The 21,357-nt window shown below is 40.0% G+C and carries 23 protein-coding genes; 5 read left to right on the forward strand and 18 right to left on the reverse strand.

From position 1 onward, the window contains the following. Positions 1-16: 16 nt before the first annotated feature. The 12 genes from MLC52_RS10805 to mnmG all read right to left on the reverse strand — a co-directional run bounded on the left by MLC52_RS10805 (position 17) and on the right by mnmG (position 12,397). Positions 17-1,249: a SufD family Fe-S cluster assembly protein gene (locus MLC52_RS10805; RefSeq protein ID WP_434580418.1), complete on the reverse strand. Its 1,233-nt coding sequence runs from the start codon at positions 1,247-1,249 to the stop codon at positions 17-19. A 1-nt stretch (position 1,250) separates the two neighbouring features. Beyond that, positions 1,251-1,994: a Fe-S cluster assembly ATPase SufC gene (gene sufC / locus MLC52_RS10810; RefSeq protein WP_434580420.1), complete on the reverse strand. Its 744-nt coding sequence runs from the start codon at positions 1,992-1,994 to the stop codon at positions 1,251-1,253. Positions 1,995-1,999: 5 nt separating this feature from the next. Further along, positions 2,000-3,433: a Fe-S cluster assembly protein SufB gene (gene sufB / locus MLC52_RS10815; protein ID WP_151899479.1), complete on the reverse strand. Its 1,434-nt coding sequence runs from the start codon at positions 3,431-3,433 to the stop codon at positions 2,000-2,002. Between the two features lie 91 nt (positions 3,434-3,524). Continuing rightward, the gene (locus MLC52_RS10820; RefSeq protein ID WP_151899478.1) at positions 3,525-4,106 is read right to left on the reverse strand and encodes a 6-pyruvoyl trahydropterin synthase family protein; all 582 of its coding nucleotides are present in this window, start codon (positions 4,104-4,106) and stop codon (positions 3,525-3,527) included. Positions 4,107-4,346: 240 nt separating this feature from the next. Next, the gene (locus MLC52_RS10825) at positions 4,347-5,105 is read right to left on the reverse strand and encodes a 7-carboxy-7-deazaguanine synthase QueE (protein WP_434580423.1); all 759 of its coding nucleotides are present in this window, start codon (positions 5,103-5,105) and stop codon (positions 4,347-4,349) included. After that, positions 5,102-6,067 carry a GTP 3',8-cyclase MoaA gene (gene moaA / locus MLC52_RS10830; protein WP_151899476.1) on the reverse strand — a complete coding sequence of 322 codons (966 nt, stop codon included), beginning with the start codon at positions 6,065-6,067 and terminating at the stop codon, positions 5,102-5,104. Before moaA ends, MLC52_RS10825 begins: the two co-directional genes overlap by 4 nt. Positions 6,068-6,121: 54 nt before the next feature. Further along, entirely contained in the window at positions 6,122-6,586 is a 465-nt protein-coding gene (locus tag MLC52_RS10835) for an RDD family protein (protein ID WP_346389674.1), read from the reverse strand. A gap of 234 nt (positions 6,587-6,820) precedes the next feature. Further along, a complete protein-coding gene (locus MLC52_RS10840) occupies positions 6,821-7,789 on the reverse strand; it encodes a c-type cytochrome (RefSeq protein WP_434580425.1) in 969 nt (322 codons plus the stop codon). A 10-nt stretch (positions 7,790-7,799) separates the two neighbouring features. Beyond that, on the reverse strand, positions 7,800-9,014 hold the full coding sequence (locus tag MLC52_RS10845; RefSeq protein ID WP_434580426.1) for a cytochrome b: 1,215 nt from the start codon (positions 9,012-9,014) through the stop codon (positions 7,800-7,802). Between the two features lie 14 nt (positions 9,015-9,028). Continuing rightward, positions 9,029-9,595, reverse strand: coding sequence for a ubiquinol-cytochrome c reductase iron-sulfur subunit (petA, locus tag MLC52_RS10850; RefSeq protein ID WP_434580428.1), 567 nt, complete (start codon positions 9,593-9,595; stop codon positions 9,029-9,031). Positions 9,596-9,656: 61 nt separating this feature from the next. Beyond that, a complete protein-coding gene (locus MLC52_RS10855) occupies positions 9,657-10,523 on the reverse strand; it encodes a hypothetical protein (protein ID WP_434580430.1) in 867 nt (288 codons plus the stop codon). Then, entirely contained in the window at positions 10,520-12,397 is a 1,878-nt protein-coding gene (gene mnmG / locus MLC52_RS10860; protein ID WP_434580431.1) for a tRNA uridine-5-carboxymethylaminomethyl(34) synthesis enzyme MnmG, read from the reverse strand. Before mnmG ends, MLC52_RS10855 begins: the two co-directional genes overlap by 4 nt. 428 nt (positions 12,398-12,825) lie before the next feature. Between mnmG and MLC52_RS10865 the strand changes: the two genes are divergently transcribed. From MLC52_RS10865 to recQ, 4 genes are all read left to right on the forward strand, one after another. Further along, positions 12,826-13,029 carry a hypothetical protein gene (locus MLC52_RS10865; RefSeq protein WP_151899469.1) on the forward strand — a complete coding sequence of 68 codons (204 nt, stop codon included), beginning with the start codon at positions 12,826-12,828 and terminating at the stop codon, positions 13,027-13,029. Further along, a complete protein-coding gene (locus MLC52_RS10870) occupies positions 13,029-13,715 on the forward strand; it encodes a tetratricopeptide repeat protein (RefSeq protein ID WP_151899468.1) in 687 nt (228 codons plus the stop codon). Before MLC52_RS10865 ends, MLC52_RS10870 begins: the two co-directional genes overlap by 1 nt. Positions 13,716-13,790: 75 nt before the next feature. Then, complete coding sequence (ribE, locus tag MLC52_RS10875; RefSeq protein ID WP_151899467.1) at positions 13,791-14,405, forward strand: riboflavin synthase; 615 nt, start codon at positions 13,791-13,793, stop codon at positions 14,403-14,405. A gap of 78 nt (positions 14,406-14,483) precedes the next feature. Beyond that, positions 14,484-16,355 (forward strand): DNA helicase RecQ, encoded by a 1,872-nt coding sequence (gene recQ, locus MLC52_RS10880; RefSeq protein ID WP_434580433.1) that lies wholly within the window; start codon positions 14,484-14,486, stop codon positions 16,353-16,355. Here the strand turns inward: recQ and MLC52_RS10885 are convergent. Continuing rightward, the gene (locus MLC52_RS10885) at positions 16,352-17,143 is read right to left on the reverse strand and encodes a tRNA (5-methylaminomethyl-2-thiouridine)(34)-methyltransferase MnmD (RefSeq protein ID WP_434580435.1); all 792 of its coding nucleotides are present in this window, start codon (positions 17,141-17,143) and stop codon (positions 16,352-16,354) included. The two genes, recQ and MLC52_RS10885, sit on opposite strands and share 4 nt — an antisense overlap. 150 nt (positions 17,144-17,293) lie before the next feature. Here MLC52_RS10885 and katG point away from each other — a divergent pair, with 150 nt between their 5' ends. Continuing rightward, positions 17,294-19,456, forward strand: a complete 2,163-nt coding sequence (gene katG / locus MLC52_RS10890) for a catalase/peroxidase HPI (RefSeq protein ID WP_434580436.1) — start codon at positions 17,294-17,296, stop codon at positions 19,454-19,456. A 226-nt stretch (positions 19,457-19,682) separates the two neighbouring features. Here katG and MLC52_RS10895 read toward each other — a convergent pair whose 3' ends face one another. From MLC52_RS10895 to MLC52_RS10915, 5 genes are all read right to left on the reverse strand, one after another. Then, the gene (locus MLC52_RS10895) at positions 19,683-20,132 is read right to left on the reverse strand and encodes a hypothetical protein (protein ID WP_434580437.1); all 450 of its coding nucleotides are present in this window, start codon (positions 20,130-20,132) and stop codon (positions 19,683-19,685) included. A gap of 83 nt (positions 20,133-20,215) precedes the next feature. Further along, a complete protein-coding gene (locus tag MLC52_RS10900; RefSeq protein WP_434580439.1) occupies positions 20,216-20,455 on the reverse strand; it encodes a hypothetical protein in 240 nt (79 codons plus the stop codon). Continuing rightward, a complete protein-coding gene (locus tag MLC52_RS10905) occupies positions 20,448-20,804 on the reverse strand; it encodes a hypothetical protein (RefSeq protein ID WP_434580441.1) in 357 nt (118 codons plus the stop codon). The genes MLC52_RS10900 and MLC52_RS10905 overlap by 8 nt, the downstream gene beginning before the upstream one ends. Next, the gene (locus tag MLC52_RS10910) at positions 20,804-21,085 is read right to left on the reverse strand and encodes a hypothetical protein (protein ID WP_434580442.1); all 282 of its coding nucleotides are present in this window, start codon (positions 21,083-21,085) and stop codon (positions 20,804-20,806) included. The genes MLC52_RS10905 and MLC52_RS10910 overlap by 1 nt, the downstream gene beginning before the upstream one ends. A gap of 1 nt (position 21,086) precedes the next feature. Next, the gene (locus MLC52_RS10915; protein WP_434580444.1) at positions 21,087-21,320 is read right to left on the reverse strand and encodes a hypothetical protein; all 234 of its coding nucleotides are present in this window, start codon (positions 21,318-21,320) and stop codon (positions 21,087-21,089) included. Positions 21,321-21,357 lie beyond the last annotated feature (37 nt).

The following is a 21,357-nucleotide window of genomic DNA, read 5'->3' on the forward strand; positions in this document are numbered from 1 at the left end:
ACTTTGTCCCTAACACTCACAACTCTTCTCCAAACACAGTCTCACAGCAGTGATGGCAGGTGGCTATACACTCCAACTGTCCATGACCGTAATAAACCTTTTCAAAAGAAAGGTGCACATTTTCTCTTGTCTTTTCATCTTCTATCGCATCAATGATTTCATTTGCAAAAGCCAAAATCAACATTTTTCTGGCCTCTTCAAGCATAATACCACGTGAGCGAAGATAAAAAAGCTGTTGTGCATCAAGCTCCCCTATCGTTGAACCGTGACTGGCTTCCACATCATCTATATAAATTTCCAACTGTGGTTTACTCACCATGTAGGCCCCGTCATTGAGTAAAACGGCCTGGGAGTTTTGGTAGGCTTTTGTACCGCTCCCTTCTGCTTTGATTTTAATGAGCGCATCAAAAATTCCCCGTCCGCTCTCTCCTAAAATTGTTTTTGCTTTTTGGGAACTTTTTGCTTCCCTTGCCGCATGCACAATCTGGGAAACTGTGCCTCTTTTGCTCTCTCCCTTTGTATATAAAAGATGATGTGCCCTGAAATCACTTGCGCGCATCAGTTTTGCCTGAATCAACTGAAGCCCGTCGGCATTGCCAAAATCAAAACTGAAAAAGTCTGCACTGCTTTGTTCTGCCAGCTCTATATAATGCGAATGGATCGGTGTATAGATACCCTCAACGAGTGTTTCATCTTTTATAAAAGTGAATCGCGTATCTCTTTGAAGACGGATATCACAGCCGTAGAGCACCAAACTCTCTTTTGCATCACAGCCTATAAAAGATTCAGAAAGTGTCACTTTTATATTTGGTGCAGTCTGCACAACTACCCTGTAGGCAATAAGCGCATTTTCCTGGGTATATCTGTGTAAAATCTTTATGCTGCTGTCATTTTCAAAATTGATTTCAATGACTTCCAAAGAGAGCAGATGCCCAAGATAATAGAGCGGGTCAAAATGCTCTTCAGCAATAGTGCGCCTCTTTGTATAGCCGATTTTCAAGCCCTTTGGCGCACGTACTACAACACCATCAACTATCTCCACAAAATCGGCTTCTTCAATTTCAGACTCTTTTTTTGCGATTGCTCTGTACTCTGCATTGAGGAGTTTTTCAATAGGAAAATACCGGTACTGCTCTGTTTTTTTCGTAGGCAGTCCGAGTAGTTGCAGACGGGATGCCGCAGCTGCTGTTTCTTGTGAGACCACAGAAGAAAGGTTTGCTAAAATATTGGCCAAAACTATCTGTTTCATTTTAAAACTCCTCAAGAGTTGTATATCCCTTCTCTTCCAACTCTGCCACAAGTTCAGGACCCGCAGTTTTAACAATTCTGCCGTCTTTGAGAACATGCACATAGTCAGGTTTCACATACTCAAGAATTCTGCTGTAATGTGTGATAATCAAGAAGGTTCTTTTCTCATCTCTGATTTTGTTAATCCCCTCACTTACTGCCCGCAGAGCATCAATGTCAAGTCCGGAATCAATCTCATCCAAAATAATAAAATCAGGTTCAAGCATCAGCATCTGCAGTATTTCGTTTCGTTTTTTCTCGCCGCCCGAAAAACCCTCGTTGAGTGAACGGGTAATGAGCTCAGGTTTCATTCCGAGTTCCGTTGCCAGACGCTTTGCTTCGCGTAAAAATTCTGCAGCGTTAAGCTCTTCTTTGCCTTCAAACTTTCTTTTTGCATTCACCGCTGTTCGTAAAAAATAGGCATTGCTCACACCCGGAATCTCTACAGGATTTTGAAAACTTAAAAATATACCTTTGAGCGCACGCATTTCCGGTGCTTCTTCAACAATACTTTCTCCTTTGTAAACAATATCGCCCTCACCGACACTGATATCATAATGCCCGACAATGGCTTTGGAGAGTGTCGACTTCCCTGCACCGTTTGGCCCCATAATGACATGAACTTTCCCTGTTTCGAGTGAAAGATTCAATCCTTTTAAAATATTTTTTTCACCTATATTTGCATGCAAATTTTTTATTTCCATCATTGTATTCATCCTACACTTCCCTCCAATGTTAATTCTAAGAGCGCTTTGGCTTCTACCGCGTACTCCATCGGCAGTTGGTTAAACACCTCTTTACAAAATCCGTGTACTATCATGCTCACAGCATCCTCTTCGCTGATACCCCGTTGACGCAGATAAAAAAGCTGTTCGTCGCTGATTTTTGTTGTTGTTGCCTCATGTTCAACCTTGGCATGGGCACTTTTGTTCTCCAAATAAGGAAATGTATGTGCCCCGCACTCGCTTCCTATAAGCAGGGAATCACATTCGCTTCGATTGTGTGCACCTTCAGCTTTGGCCGCCATTTTGACTAGTCCGCGATAACTGTTCTGTCCCCGCATCGCAGAAATTCCTTTTGAGATGATGGTAGAACTTGTATTTTTTCCCAGGTGAATCATCTTTGTTCCTGTATCTGCCTGCTGTGCAAGCGTTGTCACGGCAACTGAATAAAACTCACCCACACTGTTGTCTCCCTGCAAAATACAGCTTGGATACTTCCAGGTGATGACGGAACCGGTCTCCACCTGCGTCCAGGAAATTTTCGCATTGTCTCCCTTGCAAAGACCGCGCTTGGTAACAAAGTTGTAAATGCCGCCTTTGCCCTCTTTGTCACCGGGATACCAGTTTTGAATGGTAGAATATTTGATTTCCGCATCCCTCATCGCAATCAGTTCCACAACTGCGGCATGCAGCTGTGAATCATCCCGCATTGGTGCGGAACAGCCTTCATTGTAGCTTACATAACTTCCTTCGTCTGCAACAATCAGTGTTCTCTCAAACTGTCCTGTGTTGAGTGCATTGATACGAAAGTAGGTACTCAACTCCATCGGACAGCGAACCCCTTTTGGAATGTAGACAAAGGTGCCGTCTGTAAAAACAGCAGCATTCAGGGCTGCATAATAGTTGTCATTCATCGGTACGACACTGAACATATACTTTTTAACAAGTTCAGGATAATCCTGCAGGGCCTCAGAAATAGAACAAAAGATAATCCCGTGCTTTTTCAACTCCTCAGAAAATGTGGTTTTTACAGAAACAGAATCCACAACGGCATCTACGGCAATCCCCTGCAGCTGTTTTTGTTCATCCAAAGGAATGCCGAGTTTTTTATAGGCTTCAAGAATTTTTGGATCAACTTCATCAAGAGAATTTGCTCCCTTTTTTGGAGCCGAAAAATAAGAAATTGATTGGTAGTCTATAGGTTCGTAAGTTACATGTGCCCAGTGGGGCTCTTGCATTTTCTGCCATTTTTCAAGAGCATTTAAGCGCCACTGCGTCATCCACTCCGGTTCATTTTTCTTTTGGGAAATGAAACGAACGGTTGTTTCATTTAACCCGGGAGGCAGTGTGTCCTGTTCTATATCTATCTCAAATCCGAGTTTATACTCGCCCGAGACAGCTTTGTTAATCTCTTCCTGTGCCATATCTCTTCTCCTTTTATACCAAAAGAACAGTGTTTTATATTTTTGTTTGCTTTAAGTATAGCACTCTATTATTAAAAAATATTAAGAGGGCTCAGACACTTGCAGGATTTAAAAAAGTTTCTCCTCTTTTTATCTTTTCAAATAGGTCTTTATCTTTAAAATCCTCTAAAACCTGCACAGAAAAAACAATCTCTTCAAGCTTGATTTCACCCATGTTTTTTGAGTGGGCATCTTCACGAAAACATTGTGCATAACCTGTGGCTGTTTCATGCACTATGACGCTCTCAAGGCGTACTTCTTTTTCTCCGTTTTGTGTTGATGTAAGCGACAAAAGTCTCTCTATCATCACAAAAATGACGCGTGAAAACTGCTCTGCAGAAGGCGACACCGGCAATTGGACCCATCGCGCAGAGTGTTTTTTCATATCACGGACAAACTCCGGATCATCATCACGCCACAGAGCAATCGCATGATCAAAACTCTCCACGAGATCTTTCATGTTTTGCTTCATCAGTCCAAAATCATAGACCATCTGTCCGTTATCCAAAAAGTTGGATGCAAAAAGCAGTTCCACTTTGTAAGAGTGCCCGTGAATCGAACTTCTGCATTTTACAGTTGAGCATCCCCGTACAATATGTGCATTTTCAAATTTAAAAAGTTTTCTGATAATCATGATAAATCCCTCTTGTTCACCTATTTTTAAAGACACAAAGCCGGCACTGAAGTACCGGTTCCAAGAAAGCATTAGTTTTCTTAACTTAATAGTGTTGTCGGAACCGGTACTTCAGTGCCGGCTGTTGCAATAGCCTTGCCACTCTCAGCCCGGACTGCAGAAAAAAATTTAATTTTCTCTCAAATCATGTTTGAGCATTAAAGTACGGATTCCGACAAAACATATGAAACTGCCTTGATGCTATACACCTTTGTTGGCATCCCAGATTCTTATGTGCAGTCTGTCACTGAAATTGTACCCCTTTGCCTTGCAGAACTCTATCAGCGGTTCGGTATTTTCTTCCAACTCTTTTTTGCTTCCTGCTACAGGCATACAGTAAACCTTGGTCTGAGGGGAATGCATGGTGACGCTTTGTATCTCCTCTTCCAGAGCTATATTTATAGACTCTTTGTCAATGGAAAATTTAAAAAAAGCATCTTTTGCATTTGCGGCAATATTGTAAATCACATCACCGCGCAGACGTTTACTCAGGGATTCCCCAGAATTAAAAAGCTTCACTGACAGAGCAAACACACACTCTTTGTATACAGGATATTTTTCAAAATCAACCGCTAAAGAACCGTTTGTTTCAAAAGTTATCTGATGTCCCTTTGCCACCAGCGCTTCCAAAAAAGCAACAAAGAGTGCATCGTTGGCATAAATCAGAGGCTCACCGCCTGTCAAAACAATGTCTACCGCTTCGGGCAAATCATACAAAGAGAGAATATTGAGCAGTTCTTCTGCTTTATAAACAGGCACCCAACTCTGTAAAAAATGCTCTTTATTGACGGCATAAACAGTATCACAGCCGACAACTTCTGTACCGTCATTTGCTGTCTCTTTACAACCGAAACCTTCGCACTTCATATTGCAGCCGCCGAAACGGAAAAAAAGAGAAGGCGTGCCTACATACTTGCCCTCCCCCTGAATAGAGTAAAAATGCTCAACGAGGTAGATCATCCACCCGTCTCGTAAAAAGCCCGGTTGGAAACTTCATCATCTTCTCCGCCCCAGCGATTTTTTTCCGGTTTTGTGCGTACTACTTCTTTTAAAACAGCTGCCGCCCCTTTGATATCACCCTTTTTAATCGACTCCGCAATGCTCATTGCCTCATCAAAATACAGGCACGGTATCAGATTACCCTCGGCAGTCAGTCTTATTCGGTTGCACTGCTTGCAAAAATCATCTCCGTAGGGTTCAATAATACCAAACCGGTATCCGTCTTTCATTCTGTAATAATGCGATGGCGAGGCACCGTCAAAACCTTCATCTTCAAATTCATATTTTTCTCTGAGAATTTCCAGAAGCTCTGATGATTTCAGCCCTGAAATATCCGCTTTGGCAAATTTGTTTTCCATATACTCTATAAAACGCACACTCATATCACGCTCTTTGCAATACTCCAGCACATCCACAATCTCATCAGCATTCATGTTTTTCATAGGTACCATGTTTACTTTGACTTTCAGCCCTACTTTGAGTGCTTCATCCACGCCTTCAAGTACATTTTTCAAAACATCTTTTCCCGCTATAGCCTGTGCCACTTCCGGTTTAAGAGTATCAATACTGACATTAATGCGTTTAAGCCCTGCATCTTTAAGCCGCTGTGCCGTGCCTTTGAGCAAAAAAGCATTGGTTGTCATTGCCAAATCTATCGCAGGTTCATAATCATAAATCATTTGAATAAATTTGTCCAGATCTTCGCGCAAAAGCGGTTCTCCGCCTGTAATGCGAATCTTTTTCACACCCTCGTCAATAGCCACTTTCATAAATTCAAACAGCTCTTCAAAACTCAATAAGTTTTCTTTTGGAACCCATGAAAACGGTTTTTCGGGCATACAGTACTGACATCTAAAATTACATCGTTCGGTTACAGAAACTCTTAAATAATCTACCACTCTGTCATAGCTATCAATAAGCATTATATTTCCTAATTTTAATTCTTGTCATTATATCTTTTCGAGTTGATGCACTTCTTAATCAACTTCAATTTCTACAGTTGCGCATATTATATCATGCAATGCTTTTTTGTCTTTTCTGTAAAATGGAATTGCTAATCCTAAAAGAATTGTTGCAGAAAACAAAAAAGCTGTAAAACGGCACAAAGCCCGAAAAAATCCTATATTTTTATATGTTTTATCGTCAACTACTTTAATTTTATAGGCTTTTTTTCCCGGAGTCTGTCCAAATTTTGCCAGAAGAACGGCGTAAATCAATCCATATGTTGCTACCCCGAAAAATGGTGCCCATTGCGAAGACTGAAATGCTTCTTTGCTTCCCATAACAATATAAGCAATAATATATAAAATAGGTGCATATATCATAAACAAGTCGGTAATGAGTGCTTTTATTCTATCCGGATAACGCGCATAGCGTATGTGAGGTCTCTTTTGTTGTTGTTTTTGATGTTTTGTGTTTTTTTTGATATCTCTAAATCTCATAAAAAAGATTATATCAAAGCTTAACTTTAGGAGGGGTAATAGCGCAGTGTTATTAAGTGAAAAAAATTAATACTTTTTCGGAACCCGTACTTCAGTACCGGCTGTTGCAATAGTCTTGCCACTCTCAGCCCGCACTGAAGTACGGGTTCCCAAAAGTCGCTTAACTTAATAACATTGATTGTAATAACCAAGGAATGGGTTCCCACACAAAGTATGGAAACCCAAAGAAAAAGACTAGTGCAAGTCTCTCCACACTTCTTTTTTCCAAAGAATAGCAAATATTGCAAAGATAATAATATATATCATAACATATTTACCGATTTCTTCTCTTTTGTGACGTTTGGAATCTCCGACATTTTCAAGATGCTCAATCACTTTATCAGCAGCTTCTGCAGTCACACCTACACGAGGCATCGCAGTTCCTTTAAGATACGCTTGAGGATCTTCAACAAAAGTTTTGATGTAGTGCTCTCCGCGAGAACGGATATACATACTTAAATCCGGTGGCAAGGTACCGAGATATTTTGTTAAAGCGTCCTGATAATCAAGCACTTTTGTTTCAAATGCCAACTCATCCTGCTTGTGTTTGAATGTCGGTTTTTCTCCGATTTGTGTCCATGGTGCATGAATTTTACCATCCAACGAATACGGATAGTGAATTGCATGGCATCTTCCACAAGCTGTTTCAAATGCCATATTTGGCGTTAATTTCTCTTGCGGTACTGCAATTGACTGTAAGTAGGCAACCATGTCAGCCACTTCCTGATCCATATCTCCGCCGGCTCCGTAGAACTGCGGCATCGGATAGGATTTACCGCTTTTTTCATTGTATTTATGCTCAAGCATTAAAGCATGTGCAGGGTTTTTAATGAGTGCCGCTAAAAATTTAGCATCGAAAACAACTCCTGCATTTGATAAATCCGGTGGGTTTACACCGTAGCTTTGTGCTGCAGTTACAGGATCCATCGGAGCCGGCATACCGGCAACCTCGATACTGTGACAACCAACACAGGCACCTGCACCCATGACCAGGTCTTTTCCACGTGCAGCATCACCTTTTTTTGTCAATGCCGGTAAATCTTTGTATGCAAACCCTTCACCTTCTACATGCTTGTGCATTTGTGAATGTGCAAACGGCTCAACCAAATAGTATGTCACAAGAGTAAATACAGTTACGACCACTAATATAAATAATTCTTTCACTGTTTACTCCTTAAACTTTTTTTTCAAATTTTGTGATAAATGGAAGTGCTATCCATAAACCGATAAACGTTATAGCCGCATAAAAACCGATAGCGCTAAATACACCTTCTGGCGGAACTTTACCCATTGCCGTCAGTATAATCATGTCAATCAACATTGCCCAAAACCAGTATTTGAACAGACCTCGACGTGACGCAGGCACTGCATTTGGGCTTCTGTCTAAAAATGGTAACAAGAAGAAAATAACCTGTGCAAAAGCAAATGCAATCAGTCCGACATTTGTTGAAAATGGACGTAAAATCTCATAAGACCACAAGAAGTACCACTCAGGGTAAATATGCGTCGGTGTCTTCAGACCGTTTGCAGGGTCAAAGTTTACAGGGTCCATTGCAAAATCATAATGATAAAAGACAAGATAAAAGAAAAGGATGAGGAAAATTCCCACAACCATCATATCTTTTGCCAAAAAGTCATTCATAAAACGAATTACTTTTGAATTTGCTTTGTCGCCGGCCAAATATTTTTTCGCTTCAACATCAAAGTCAATCTCTTCACCGTCCTGGTTGTTTACATGCGGAATACGAAGCGCACCGAAGTGTAATCCGATAAGACCGATGATTGCCAAAGGAATAAGCAATACATGTAACATAAAGAAACGGTTCAAAAATGCCTGTGCAGGAACATAATCCCCGCGAATCCACTCAACCAAACCGTCCATATGTAATCCGCCCATACTAAAAAGATTGGTAATAACCATACCTGCCCAGTAAGACATTTGACCCCATGGGAGCATGTATCCTGAAAATGCTTCTGCTGAAAACGCAACAAATAAAAGCATCCCTGAAATCCAAATCATTTCACGACCGTTCTTGTATGAACCGTAATATATCCCTGTGAACATATGAATGTAGATTATCAGGAACACTACAGATGCCGCTACACCGTGAACATGTCTCCATAACCAGCCGTAACCGACTTCCTGCATTATCGTGTAGTTTACACTGTCAAATGCCAAATCGATATTCGGTTGATAATACATCAGTAAAAAGATACCCGATATCAATAACAGTCCGAATGTAATCGCAAGTATCATACCCATTGCCCATAAAAAGTTAATATTTTTAGGGATCCAATATTCCGTCGCCAAAACACGGTTGAGTGTATCAATGCCAAGGCGTTGATTTAACCAATCGTGCAGGCTTGTTGCTTTTGTAAAATGTGCCATATCTTTCCTTTACCCTATACTTTCAGTGTTATGCCATCGGCAAGCATTTTTTCATATTCCGGTGATGTTTCACCTAACACTACTTTCATACCATCCACTTTAAACGGAGGAATGTCCAAACCACGTGGAGGCGGAGACTTCGTTACCATTCCCGTGTCATCATACATACCGCCATGACAGGCACATAAGAAACTTTTTTCATCAGGGTTGTAACCTGGGATACATCCAAGATGCGTACAAAGACCGACACATATAAGGAAATAATCATCTCCTACTTTAATCAATCTTTTCTTGTCCATCTCTGCAGTTGACTTTCCGGTAATCTGACTTATATTTTTATCGAATGATTCAAGCATCTCTTTGGACTGCTTTAAAACAAAAATAGGCTTCCCTCTCCATTTTTCCACTACCAGTTCATTCTCTTTATATTGAGACATGTCCAGAGTAGTAAATCCGGCTGCTTTGACGCTCGGTAAAGGATCCCATGATCTCTTCATCGCGTACAATGAAGCGACAGCACCCACACCGGCAACAGCACCAAACGCTTTGCCCATAAAACCTCTACGGCTATTATTTTTCATGTTTTCTCTCTTCTTTATTCAATTTTCAATCCTTATTATATACCAAATAAGTTTTAATTATTTATAAATTTAAGCTTTCCTTTAGAAAGTTTGCTGTTTTGTTACTATTTTTTTCAATTATTTCATAATTTCTCGTAAAAACAGTCTCTAATATCACATTTAAGTGATTTTTATCATAATTATAAACGACAGGAATATTTAAGCTTTCAAACAGAGGAATAAAATCCCGTGTGTAATCTTCTCTCTGTATATAAACAGGTTTCCCGCCAGAGGCTAAAGAATCCAGCACTGCCTGTGGCGAAGCTGTGACTAAAACTTCACTCTGCATTATCATCTCATCATACTCTTCAAATTCGAAATAATGAACGAATCTTGTTTTTAACATTTCTTCATAATCTAGAAAATAATAAAATCCAAGCTGCAAATGTGAACGTAAATCTTCTATAAAATCTACATGTTTTTCCAAATCTTTTTCATAATCATCATCTCCGAAAAAATAGGAGAGTGGTACTGTCTTTTCTTTACATGTAAAGTATTTGTCAGCTACAACCACGGCTTTGCAGATACCTTCATCTTCCAAATAGGGAGAGAGCAAAAATTCATTCTCCGCTTTTACCTCATCAGGCTTATCGCTGATTCTCACAAATCTTGAAAAATAGTTTCGCATATCTTCAAGCATAACAGGATTTGCCTCTGCAGAATCAAAAATCAGCTTGTCGCCGTTATGGGCAATTTGGGGGATATTTCTGACAACATCAATCCCCACACTCTTTTGTATGCCAAAATCACGTGCCGCCTGTGCAATGCGATAATCACTTGTCAACAGTGTAATATTTTCATCTTTTAAAGCATTGAGTATCGCCACTGCCCTGCGAAATCTGTCCAGGCCTATTCTGTGCCCCGTATGCACATAATAAAAAGTTCTCATAGTTTTTTTGCAGCCATTCTGATATATATATGCAGTATCTCAATTGCTGCGGGTGTAATTCCGCTGATATTCATCGCTGCCTGGAGTGTCGGCGGAGAAAAAGCCGCCAGTTTTTCCTGTACCTCTTTGGAGAGTCCGCTCACACCCGTAAAATCAAACCCTTCGGGTATTTTGACTTTCAAATATTTTTTCATACGTTCTATTTCCTGGCTCTGTTTGTCAACGTAACGGGCATATTTTCCCTCCACCAAAATTTCTTCTTTTATATAGTCATCATACTTGTCAAGTTCCGGCACAATCGTGACCATCTTTTGTACATCAAATGTTTTACGGGCAATAAGCTGCTGTGCGGTTGAGACATCCTTGAGCGGCTGTTCGTCCATAGATGCCAACAGTGCATTAAACTCTTTGTTTGGTGTAAATTTTGTCTCTTCCAAAAGTTTGGCACCCTCTTGTATCTGCTGGGCTTTTGTTTTGATTTTTTCATACTGTTCATCGGAGATGAGTCCAAGTTCATGTCCGTATTTTCCCAGTCGTACATCCGCTGATTCTTCACGCAAAAGGAGTCTGTACTCTGCACGCGAAGTAAACATTCTGTACGGTTCGTTCGTTCCTTTTGTGACCAGATCATCAATCAGTACACCGATGTATGCCTCATCACGACGTAAAATAAGCGGTTCTTTGTTTTGCAATGCCAAAGAAGCATTGATTCCCGCCATAATTCCCTGTGCTGCCGCCTCTTCATAGCCTGTTGTCCCGTTTATCTGTCCGGCAAGATACAGACCTTTGATTTTTTTGGTTTCAAGCGAGTGCTTCAGTTCACGCGGATCGACAAAATCATACTCTATGGCATAGCCGTAACGGACAATTTTTGCATTTTCCATTCCTTTAACCGAATGAATCATTTCTCTTTGCACTTCAGGAGGCAAAGAGGTACTGAGCCCGTTGACATAGATCTCTGTATTGTCCATGGTTTGCGGTTCCAAAAAAAGATGGTGTCGCTCTTTGTCGGGAAACTTGTCTATTTTGTCTTCGATAGAAGGACAGTATCGCGGACTTTTTCCTGCAATCTGACCCGTAAAAAGAGGGGCTCTGTAAAAATTGCTCTCAATGATTTTGTGTGTCGTTTCATTTGTATAGGCGATATAGCACGGCAGCTGTTTTTTTGTCGCACGGAATTTTTCTCTGTCTGTTCTGAAACTGAAAGGATTCGGCAAGGCATCCCCGTCTTGTTCTTCCATGACGGAAAAATCAATACTCGAACTGTCAATACGCGCACAGGTACCGGTTTTGAGGCGTGCCATACTCAGCCCTGCATCATTTTTAAGCGAAGCAGAAAGTCCGACGCTTCGTGGTTCTCCAAAACGTCCGCCCTCTTGCTGCACCTCGCCTATATGGATTATACCGTTGAGAAATGTCCCCGAAGTAATGATGACTTTTTTGGCTCTGTACTCATTTAACAATGCTGTGCGGACACCTTTTACCTCATCTTCTTCTATGATTAATGATTCAACCGTATCCTGTGCCAAATCAAGATTAGGCGTATTGAGTACAACATTTCTGGCGATTACACGGTACTTGTCCATATCTATCTGTGCACGGCTTCCGCGAACTGCAGGCCCTTTTGTCTGATTGAGTATGCGAAACTGTATGCCCGCTTCATCGGTAATGAGTCCCATTTCGCCGCCGAGTGCATCAAGCTCACGTACCAAATGCCCTTTTGCGAGTCCGCCTACGGCAGGATTACAGGAAGTTGCCCCGACATTTTCCGCAAGCATGGAAATCATCAGTGTTTTGTTCCCCATTCGAGCTGCCGCCAAAGAAGCCTCTATACCGGCATGTCCACCGCCTACTACTATTACATCATAATTCATTTATACATCCTGTTAGCATAGCTTGTTTATATAAGTAGTTTAATTTTTTGAGAATGGGCTAATTAAGGGCACCTCTAAAAACCCTGATATATCTCAACATTATAGCGAAGGTACTAATGCAAGGCAAAACTACGCAGGAGCTACGAGTAGCTTCAAGTGGTTTTAACGAAGCAGTAGTGCTTTTGCTATAATGCCCTGCCGGAGCCAAAAAGAGAAGCAATCTTGCACAAAATTTTCGATCACCGTAGCTACGGCTATGCTTCAAGAAAAGTTTTGCACAATCTCACTCCTCTTTTTGGCTTTGAGGGATATCAGGGTTTTTAGAGATGCCCTTAAATTACTTATATAAACTTACTTTATTAATGCGAATTTTATCATTTTTCAGTATCATTTGCATAATATAAAGTAAATTACCTGAGGTTTTTAAGATGCGTACAGATTTATTTCAAGATTATGTACCCGAAATACTGGTTTATGACCCAGAAATTGACGGCAGTTACAAGCATAAAATACGGGACGAACATCTCAGCAGCAAAGAAAAATTATTAGAAAAAGTAAGAAAAGCAAAAGCAGCCGCCAAAGGCAATACAACAACTTTTAGACAACCAATTCGTACGGAGAATGAAGAATAATGATACAAAAAGCAAACGAAGCCTATAATTCCGGTGATTTTGAAACTGCATACAAACTTTATACACAGCTTGCCCAAGAAGGCAATGCCGATGCGCAAACCTCTTTGGGCTATATGCACCAAATGGCACAGGGGTGTGAAAAGGATGAGGCAAAAACACTGGAGCTCTACACAAAGGCAGCCGAGGCAAAACAGCCTTATGCCCTTTTTAATCTCGCTATTTTATATGAAAACGGTATTGGCGGTGTCAAACATGACATGTTCAAAGCATATGAGCTGCATATGGAAGCGGCAACAAGAGGCGTTCCGCCTGCCATGTATGAAGTTGCGCTTATGCTTGAGCGCGGGCTTGGCTGTATGCAAAACTATTCAGAAGCCGCATTTTGGTATGAAGAGGCGGCAAAACGCGGACATTTGCAGGCATTTAACAATCTTGGCGCACTCTACAAAGAGGGCCATGGCGTGATACAGAACGATGCAAAAGCTTTTATCTGTTTCAAGCGTGCAGCTGATGGCGGACTCACAGAAGGGCTGTATAATCTTGGACTCCTGTATGATCAGGGAATAGGCTGTGAAGAGGATCATGACAAAGCCCTTGACCTGTGCCGAAAAGCTGCCTATCAAGGACATGAAAAAGCCAAAGCTATCATTAAGGGTCTTCAAGAAGACGGTAAAATCGTCTTCTAGTTTTTTAACACGTGAATCGGAACACGTCCCGATTCACTGCGCTAGCCTCTCATGAGGCAGAGGAGAAACAGATATATGTTTACAGGACTAATCAGAGAAGTTGCAACAGTGAAAAGCTTTGTGGGTTCCACTCTCAGTATCAGAGCAACATACAAAGCCGGTATCGGTGATTCAATTGCCGTAAACGGTGCCTGTTTAACCGTAGTAAAAGTAAATCCAGACGGCTTTGCCGTAGAACTCTCTCCTGAGAGCCAAAAACTTTTGGCCATAGAAAATTATAAAAACGAGGTGCATATAGAACCTGCTATGAAAATGGGTGACCGGTTTGAGGGGCATATCGTTCAGGGACATGTTGATACTGTAGGCACCATTAAAGAGATCAAAAACAACGGCAACTCTTATGATGTTTTTATCACAGTAGAGAAGAAATTTATTCCCTATATTGTGCCAAAAGGCTCCATTACCATAGACGGGGTCAGCCTTACGGTCAATGATGTCGACGAAAACAGTTTTCGTCTGACTATCATTCCCCATACAATGAAAGAGACACTTTTTAAGAACTACAAAAAAGGCAGTCGTGTCAATGTCGAGACAGATATGTTTGCCCGGTACGTCGCACATATCATCAAACATCAAAAATCAACTTCACTCTCATGGGATGAAGTAGATCGAATAAGTGCAAATTATTAATTTTTTTCTGTAGTGCGGGCTGAAAACGGCAGGAAAGTTGCAGCAGTCGGCACTGAAGTACCAATTCCGGGAAAATAAATGTCAGGAACCCATCCTTCAGGGTGGGCTGAGAGAAAAAGCAAAGCAACAACAATCAGCAGTGCAGAAAAAAAGTTGACAACCAATGGAGTACAAATCAAAAATCAGATATTAAAAGACAATTTCGGACATAACAGCTTTAGAGAACTCCAGGAAGAGGGTGTGGATGCCATCTTAAAGGGGCAGGATTTACTGATGATACTGCCAACCGGCGGCGGAAAGTCTCTTGTTTATCAGCTCCCGACGATGATGATGGAGGGCATTACTATTGTCATCTCTCCTCTTATCGCCCTGATGCAGGATCAGGTACGCGCACTGCAGGCACAAAACATATCTGCACAAATGATAAGTTCGGCACAAAGTTATGAAGAGGTGCAGGATATTATATCACAGGCATACAGCGGTGCTTTAAAGTTTTTGTATCTCTCTCCCGAACGCTTAAACAACGGACATACCATTGAACTGCTGCACGGTTTACATGTAAACTTTTTTGTGATTGACGAGGCACACTGTATTTCGCAGTGGGGACATGAGTTTCGTGATGATTATCGTGCCTTGGGAAATCTGAAACACAACTTTCCACATACGACAATCGCCGCTTTTACCGCAACATCAACAGACAATGTCACACAGGATATTTTAAGAGAACTGCGTCTTGAAAACCCTCTTTTGCTCAAAGGAAAAGTATTTCGCAAAAATATCTTTATTTCCGCGCAAAGACGCATAAGCAACGGTCATGCACAGCTCAAAAACTTTTTGGCAAGACACCAAGACGAAAGCGGAATCATATATGTGAGTTCGCGAAAAAAAGCCGAAGAACTCAGCACTTTTTTAAATGTCAACGGCTACAAATCTCTTGCCTACCATGCAGGCCTGCCTCAACATGTAAGAGAACAGAATTTTAAAATCTTTGTCAACGACAAGATCAACATTATGGTGGCGACCATTGCCTTTGGCATGGGCATAGATAAAAGCGACATCCGTTTTGTCGTGCATATGAGCCTGCCAAAGTCACAGGAGAACTACTATCAGGAAATCGGACGTGCGGGACGTGACGGTGAAGACAGCGAAGTGCTGTTGCTGTTTAATGCAGGCGATATGGCACAGCATAAACGATTTCTGGCAGATATCGAAAATGAAGAGTACAAAGCCCATCTTGATACAAAAATAGACAAAATATACAAATATGCCACCAGCGAGATCTGCTTTCACAAACAGCTTGCCGAATACTTTAACGACACTCTTGATGCCTGTAAAGAACGCTGCGACAACTGTCTGACATCCGATGACAAACGCCAGGATATCACCAAAGAGGCACAAATGATTCTCAGTACAATCTACAAGACCAATCAGGGTTTTGGAAAAAACTACATCATAGATATTCTTCGCGGTTCCACTGAACAAAAGCTGCTTGCCAACGGTGCTGACAAGCTTTCAGTCTATGGCATCGGCTTGGAACTAAGCAAAAAAGAGTGGTTTGTCATCATTGAACGCCTTTTGGAATTAAAAATCTTACTGCTGGGTGATTTCAGCGTTTTAAAACTCACAAATGATGCCATAGCCGTACTCAAATCACAAAAACTTGTAGATATCAAATCTTCCAGACTCCAGATAAACATAAAAGAGAAAAAGATCAAACAGGCAAAAGAGTTTGATTATGATGAAGAGTTATTTGAAAAACTTCGGGCAAAAAGAGCCGAACTCGCAAGTGAAATGGGGGTACCTGCCTACATCATTTTTGGAGATAAAACACTCAAACACCTTGCCAATGACATGCCGACCAACAAAGAAGAGATGCTTGAAGTAAACGGTGTGGGAGAAAAGAAATTCGCACAGTTTGGAAAAGAGTTTTTGGATGTTATCAATGACTAAACAGGTGACAAAAAATTCAGTTCACTGTCTCGCAAGGGTTGTACGTCAGGGTTACATGTAATCTTGTGTTGCATATTCACCGGTTCAAAGTTGCTTAACTCCCTCAGAGATGCCACCGTTGCAGCTCTGAAATCCTCTCCTTTGTTTAAATAGATATAAAACCCGTTTACATGTAAGGCCAGACGGGTTTTGAGTGCTGTAGAGTATGTTGTCAAAATCGCATCTTTTTTCATACTCTTTTTTATATCACTGAAATACTCCTGTGTCCAGAGCATCGGATTTGCGTCAGGAGAGAAAGCATCCTGATAGACAATGTCAAATTTGTTTTCAAATTTGTTTACATACTCCCGTGCATCCCCTAAAAAAAGTTCTATGCAAAGCGTCTCATCCTCATATCTTCCCTGTGTACTGAGTGCTGTTATTACCTCGTGCAGTATTTTAAATTCCTCCGGATAGTGAAAAGAAGGCAGGGATTGCACCAGTTTTGCATCCAACTCCGGAGAATATATATGCAGTTTTATCTGCGGTGCATATTTTTTGTAATGCAATACTGTTGCCAGAGTATTAAACCCGAGTCCGTAACAAATATCTAAAATAGCTACCTCTTTTTTCTCCTTTACATGTAAAGAAGCAGGGAGTATATGCTTTTTCAAGGACTCATGCAGAGCGCCGTCTCTTGTTGAATGATAGTGCTGGGCATACTCTTTTGAGTAGGCCGTATAGCTTCCGTCTTTTGTAAGTTCCAAGGTATGCATATCTGTGTCGAATCTGTCTGTATCTTTTTTCATGATGCTATTTTACCATTGTGTTACTCAAAATATTGCACAGAGAAACAAATTGTAAAAATTTCTAATAATAAATAATCGTTTAAGTTTAGTTCTGCAATAATAAAGGATAATTATTTTCCATTAAGAAAATAGTTCTTTAAAGGATTTATTATGCAATCATACAAACATACCATTGTAGATGGTGATGAAATCGCAAAATGGTGGCCAAATCAGCTTAATCTTAAAATACTTACACAGAACAATCCGCGTCTGACGCCTGCAACATCAGAGTTTTCTTACAAAAAAGCTTTTGGGACACTCCCCTATGAAGAACTCAAAAAAGATCTTATTTCGCTTATGACGACTTCCGTTTCCTGGTGGCCTGCCGATTATGGGCATTACGGTCCTTTTTTTATTCGTATGGCATGGCACAGCGCCGGAACTTATCGAATCACAGACGGACGCGGCGGCGCAGCAACAGGCAACCAGCGCTTTGCCCCGCTTAACAGCTGGCCCGATAATGTCAACCTGGACAAAGCCCGCCGTTTGTTATGGCCTCTGAAAAAGAAATATGGAGAAAAAATTTCCTGGGCGGATTTAATGATACTTGCCGGAACTGTGGCGATGGAATCTATGGGTCTACAGACTTACGGTTTTGGCGGCGGCCGTGAAGATATCTGGCAGACAGAAGAAGACATTTACTGGGGAGAGGAAGAGGAGTGGCTTGCAGACAAGCGCCATTCAGAGGACAAAAAGCTTCAAAACCCATTAGCTGCTGTACAGATGGGACTTATCTATGTGAATCCTGAAGGCCCTAACGGAGAACCGAATGTTTTGGCTGCCGCTGAGGACATACGGGTAAGTTTTCGTCGAATGGGAATGAATGATGCAGAAACAATTGCGCTTATTGCAGGCGGACATACCTTTGGCAAAAGCCATGGAGCCGCTGATCCTCAAAAGTATGTAGGTCCCGAACCTGAAGCAGCCCCATTGGAACAACAGGGCTTTGGTTGGAAAAACAGCTATAAAAGCGGCAAAGGAGCCGATACTATTTCAAGCGGCTTGGAAGGTGCCTGGACACCGACTCCTACAAAATGGGACAACAGCTATCTTGAAATTCTGTTTAAATATGAATGGAATCTTGAAAAAAGCCCTGCAGGTGCGTGGCAATGGGTCCCTGTCAATCCTGATGCAGAAGATTTGGCCCCTGATGCACATATAGCAGGGAAAAAAGACAAAACAATTATGTTTACAACAGATTTGGCACTGCGAATGGATCCTGAATTTGAAAAAGTTTCCCGCTCTTTTTTAGAAAATCCGGAATTATTTGCCCAAAGTTTTGCAAAAGCATGGTTTAAACTGACACATCGGGACATGGGTCCAAAATCACGTTATCTTGGACCGGAAGTACCGCAAGATGACTTCTTGTGGCAAGATCCGCTTCCTGCTGTTAATGAGGATACGCTGATAAATGACGATGAGACAGAGGCTCTTAAAGAAGAGATTTTACAAAGCTCCCTGCAAATCTCCGAGCTGCTGTATACCGCCTGGTCATCTGCTGCAAGCTACAGAGATTCAGATAAAAGAGGCGGTGCCAATGGTGCAAGAATTGCTCTAGAACCACAAATAAACTGGCAAGTCAACGATCCGATACAGCTGCAACAAGTATTATCTGTTTTGCAAGAAATTCAAAAAGATTTCAATGAAAATCATAAAAATAAAATTTCACTTGCGGACATGATTATCCTTGGAGGAGCAGCGGCACTTGAAAAAGCTGTACACAATGGCGGCTATGCAAAAAAAGTTCCTTTCCTGCCGGGAAGAGTTGATGCAACACAGGAGCAGACCGATGTTCACAGCTTTGCATACCTTGAACCAAAAGAGGGAGATGCCTTTAGAAATTATCTTCCAAAAGAGTCTCAGGTAGCTGCTGAACGTCTTTTACTCGACAAAGCACAGCAATTGACACTGAGTGTTCCTGAAATGACAGTGCTCATCGGTGGGCTGAGAGTGCTCGAGGTCAATTATAGCCAAAGTGACTATGGAGTGCTCAGCGATAAAAAAGAAGTGCTCAGCAATGATTTTTTTGTCAATTTGGCAGATATGAATTTATCATGGTCACCGGCAGATGAAACACACAGCTTGTTTGAGGGCCGCCACAACGGCGAAATTCGATACAGGGCAACACGTGCAGATTTAATTTTTGGTGCGAACTCGCAACTGCGCGCACAAACAGAATTTTATGCCCAGGATGACAAAAAGGAACAGTTCGTAGATGACTTCATTTCGGCATGGGATAAAGTCATGAATTTAGACAGGTTTGATGTTTTATAAAATTATTTGATGATTTCTTGATGAAACACTTCTTTTAGCTCATCAAAAGGGATCATCTCCTGTGTCAAATGAACTGCAAAAGGGGCAGGTGAAGTTTGAGAAAAATTATAACCCGTTGCCCCACATTTGTATTTTATTAAAATATAACCCTATTTTAAGATGTTTAAGAGAGGTACATAAAAAACTTATGTACTTTTTTATGTACTTCATTCTGGTTTAAACTCCTTTATTTGTGTTGGTTTTCTAACCATTTTTCAACTTCTTCAACTATATAAGTAATCTTTCCACCCTCCACTTTTTGGTGATATGGCAAAGGGTTATGTATTCTTCCCCTATAATTTTGCTGTGAAGTTTTTGATATATTATATATTTCTGATAATTCTTTTACTGATATATATTTTTTTGCTTGAATTTTTCTCATCTGTTGTTCTAAATCAATAACTTCTTTATTCTGTTCTTTTTTATCTAAAAGATGATTTAACTTAACAAGTGGCTTATAGAACATACTTATTGTTTTTAGTTGATGCTTTTTCATTGCTTTTCGTTTATCATCATAGTCTTCATTACTACCATAACTTGAAAGCTGTACTATTCTGTCTTGATGTAATTTCTCTGTTCGTAATTTTAAAAGTTCTTCAATAACTTCTTTTATAGTGTCTTTTGATTTCTTATTCATACGATAATTTTAGCAGGATAAACATAATGGGGCAATTTAAATTTTAGGAAGGTTTATGTATAAATTAGAGTTTTATCTCTAATTTATACAATTTTATAAGATATATCTTTAATTGTAAGAGTTTGTAGAGTATCTAAATTAATATTTCTATAATTATCATTTTCCAAATCCCATACTAAAACTAATGAGTTATCTACTTTTTGGTTCATTTCAAAAGAACAAATCATATGTCTTAAAGAGTTGTCTTTTTTTATGAAACTACATTTAAAATATGGATTATTTTTTATTAACTCAAGAGTTTTATACTTACTTATTTTATTCATAACCACCTCCATATTGACACTCATTGTAAAAATCTATAAGGTTCTCATCTATTTCATATTTTTCTTTACCATTATAAAAAGTTTTTCCAACTAAAAAATCTCCATATTCACAAAATTTACATTGACTACAATTATCTAACTCTGAACTATCAGAACATTCAATACACTCATTACATTGATATAGGTTTTCGCAGTCAATACAATCTGTACAATTTTCAAGTGAGACAAGCATACGATAACACTCGTTTAAAGATCGTCCAGTTAGACACACTTTATTATTGTGTGTGTCTACTAAATAATCTTTTCCATTATGTCTTTCAATATCATAATAATCTAAAATAAAACTCATTACACCACCTCCACTTGATTGTACATACTTCGTAATTCTTCTAACAAATTTTCAAGTATATTCATTTCATAATCTACTTTAAAAACATCTTCCCAACTTAGTAGTTCTCCGGAGTCTTTTCGTCTATGAATTTCATTCTGTAATTCATCAAGTTTTTTAGACTGAATATCAACCTTTTCTTTTTGGTCTGATAATTGAGTTAAAAATGTTTTAACTAATATCTGTTCTATTTTTGGTAATTTACTTAAACTTTCTTCTTCTGATGCAGTTAGTTTTAACATATTATTTCCCCCCTCTTGATTTAATTAATTTCTCAAAATCCTTTTTATCCATAATTAAAGATAAAAAAGTATAGTAATTCATTCCTACCAAGTCTTCAAACAAACTTACTGATTCATAAAAATCTTCTTCACTTTCCACATACATTATTTCAAGTGTATTTAACATATCTACTACAACTTCCATATCAGTAATTTCAATACTGGTATATTCTTCATTTACATTTACTGTAACCATTTTTAAGTCCTTTAATTTTATTTACGATACAAATTCA

Source organism: Sulfurimonas sp. NW15 (assembly GCF_051132285.1).
In the GTDB taxonomy this organism is placed as follows: Bacteria; Campylobacterota; Campylobacteria; order Campylobacterales; family Sulfurimonadaceae; genus Sulfurimonas; species Sulfurimonas hydrogeniphila.

Excerpts from the sequence above, each read along its gene's own strand:
- petA (WP_434580428.1), bottom strand. The coding sequence starts at position 9,595 with ATGAAAAATAATAGCCGTAGAGGTTTTATGGGCAAAGCGTTTGGTGCT.
- MLC52_RS10895 (WP_434580437.1), bottom strand. The coding sequence starts at position 20,132 with ATGAATAAGAAATCAAAAGACACTATAAAAGAAGTTATTGAAGAACTT.
- MLC52_RS10870 (WP_151899468.1), top strand. The coding sequence starts at position 13,029 with ATGATACAAAAAGCAAACGAAGCCTATAATTCCGGTGATTTTGAAACT.
- MLC52_RS10915 (WP_434580444.1), bottom strand. The coding sequence starts at position 21,320 with ATGGTTACAGTAAATGTAAATGAAGAATATACCAGTATTGAAATTACT.
- MLC52_RS10835 (WP_346389674.1), bottom strand. The coding sequence starts at position 6,586 with ATGAGATTTAGAGATATCAAAAAAAACACAAAACATCAAAAACAACAA.
- MLC52_RS10885 (WP_434580435.1), bottom strand. The coding sequence starts at position 17,143 with ATGAAAAAAGATACAGACAGATTCGACACAGATATGCATACCTTGGAA.
- sufC (WP_434580420.1), bottom strand. The coding sequence starts at position 1,994 with ATGATGGAAATAAAAAATTTGCATGCAAATATAGGTGAAAAAAATATT.
- sufB (WP_151899479.1), bottom strand. The coding sequence starts at position 3,433 with ATGGCACAGGAAGAGATTAACAAAGCTGTCTCGGGCGAGTATAAACTC.
- MLC52_RS10825 (WP_434580423.1), bottom strand. The coding sequence starts at position 5,105 with ATGATCTACCTCGTTGAGCATTTTTACTCTATTCAGGGGGAGGGCAAG.
- MLC52_RS10845 (WP_434580426.1), bottom strand. The coding sequence starts at position 9,014 with ATGGCACATTTTACAAAAGCAACAAGCCTGCACGATTGGTTAAATCAA.
- MLC52_RS10905 (WP_434580441.1), bottom strand. The coding sequence starts at position 20,804 with ATGAGTTTTATTTTAGATTATTATGATATTGAAAGACATAATGGAAAA.
- MLC52_RS10855 (WP_434580430.1), bottom strand. The coding sequence starts at position 10,523 with ATGAGAACTTTTTATTATGTGCATACGGGGCACAGAATAGGCCTGGAC.
- MLC52_RS10865 (WP_151899469.1), top strand. The coding sequence starts at position 12,826 with ATGCGTACAGATTTATTTCAAGATTATGTACCCGAAATACTGGTTTAT.
- katG (WP_434580436.1), top strand. The coding sequence starts at position 17,294 with ATGCAATCATACAAACATACCATTGTAGATGGTGATGAAATCGCAAAA.
- ribE (WP_151899467.1), top strand. The coding sequence starts at position 13,791 with ATGTTTACAGGACTAATCAGAGAAGTTGCAACAGTGAAAAGCTTTGTG.
- MLC52_RS10910 (WP_434580442.1), bottom strand. The coding sequence starts at position 21,085 with ATGTTAAAACTAACTGCATCAGAAGAAGAAAGTTTAAGTAAATTACCA.
- MLC52_RS10805 (WP_434580418.1), bottom strand. The coding sequence starts at position 1,249 with ATGAAACAGATAGTTTTGGCCAATATTTTAGCAAACCTTTCTTCTGTG.
- MLC52_RS10820 (WP_151899478.1), bottom strand. The coding sequence starts at position 4,106 with ATGATTATCAGAAAACTTTTTAAATTTGAAAATGCACATATTGTACGG.
- recQ (WP_434580433.1), top strand. The coding sequence starts at position 14,484 with ATGTCAGGAACCCATCCTTCAGGGTGGGCTGAGAGAAAAAGCAAAGCA.
- mnmG (WP_434580431.1), bottom strand. The coding sequence starts at position 12,397 with ATGAATTATGATGTAATAGTAGTAGGCGGTGGACATGCCGGTATAGAG.
- moaA (WP_151899476.1), bottom strand. The coding sequence starts at position 6,067 with ATGCTTATTGATAGCTATGACAGAGTGGTAGATTATTTAAGAGTTTCT.
- MLC52_RS10900 (WP_434580439.1), bottom strand. The coding sequence starts at position 20,455 with ATGAATAAAATAAGTAAGTATAAAACTCTTGAGTTAATAAAAAATAAT.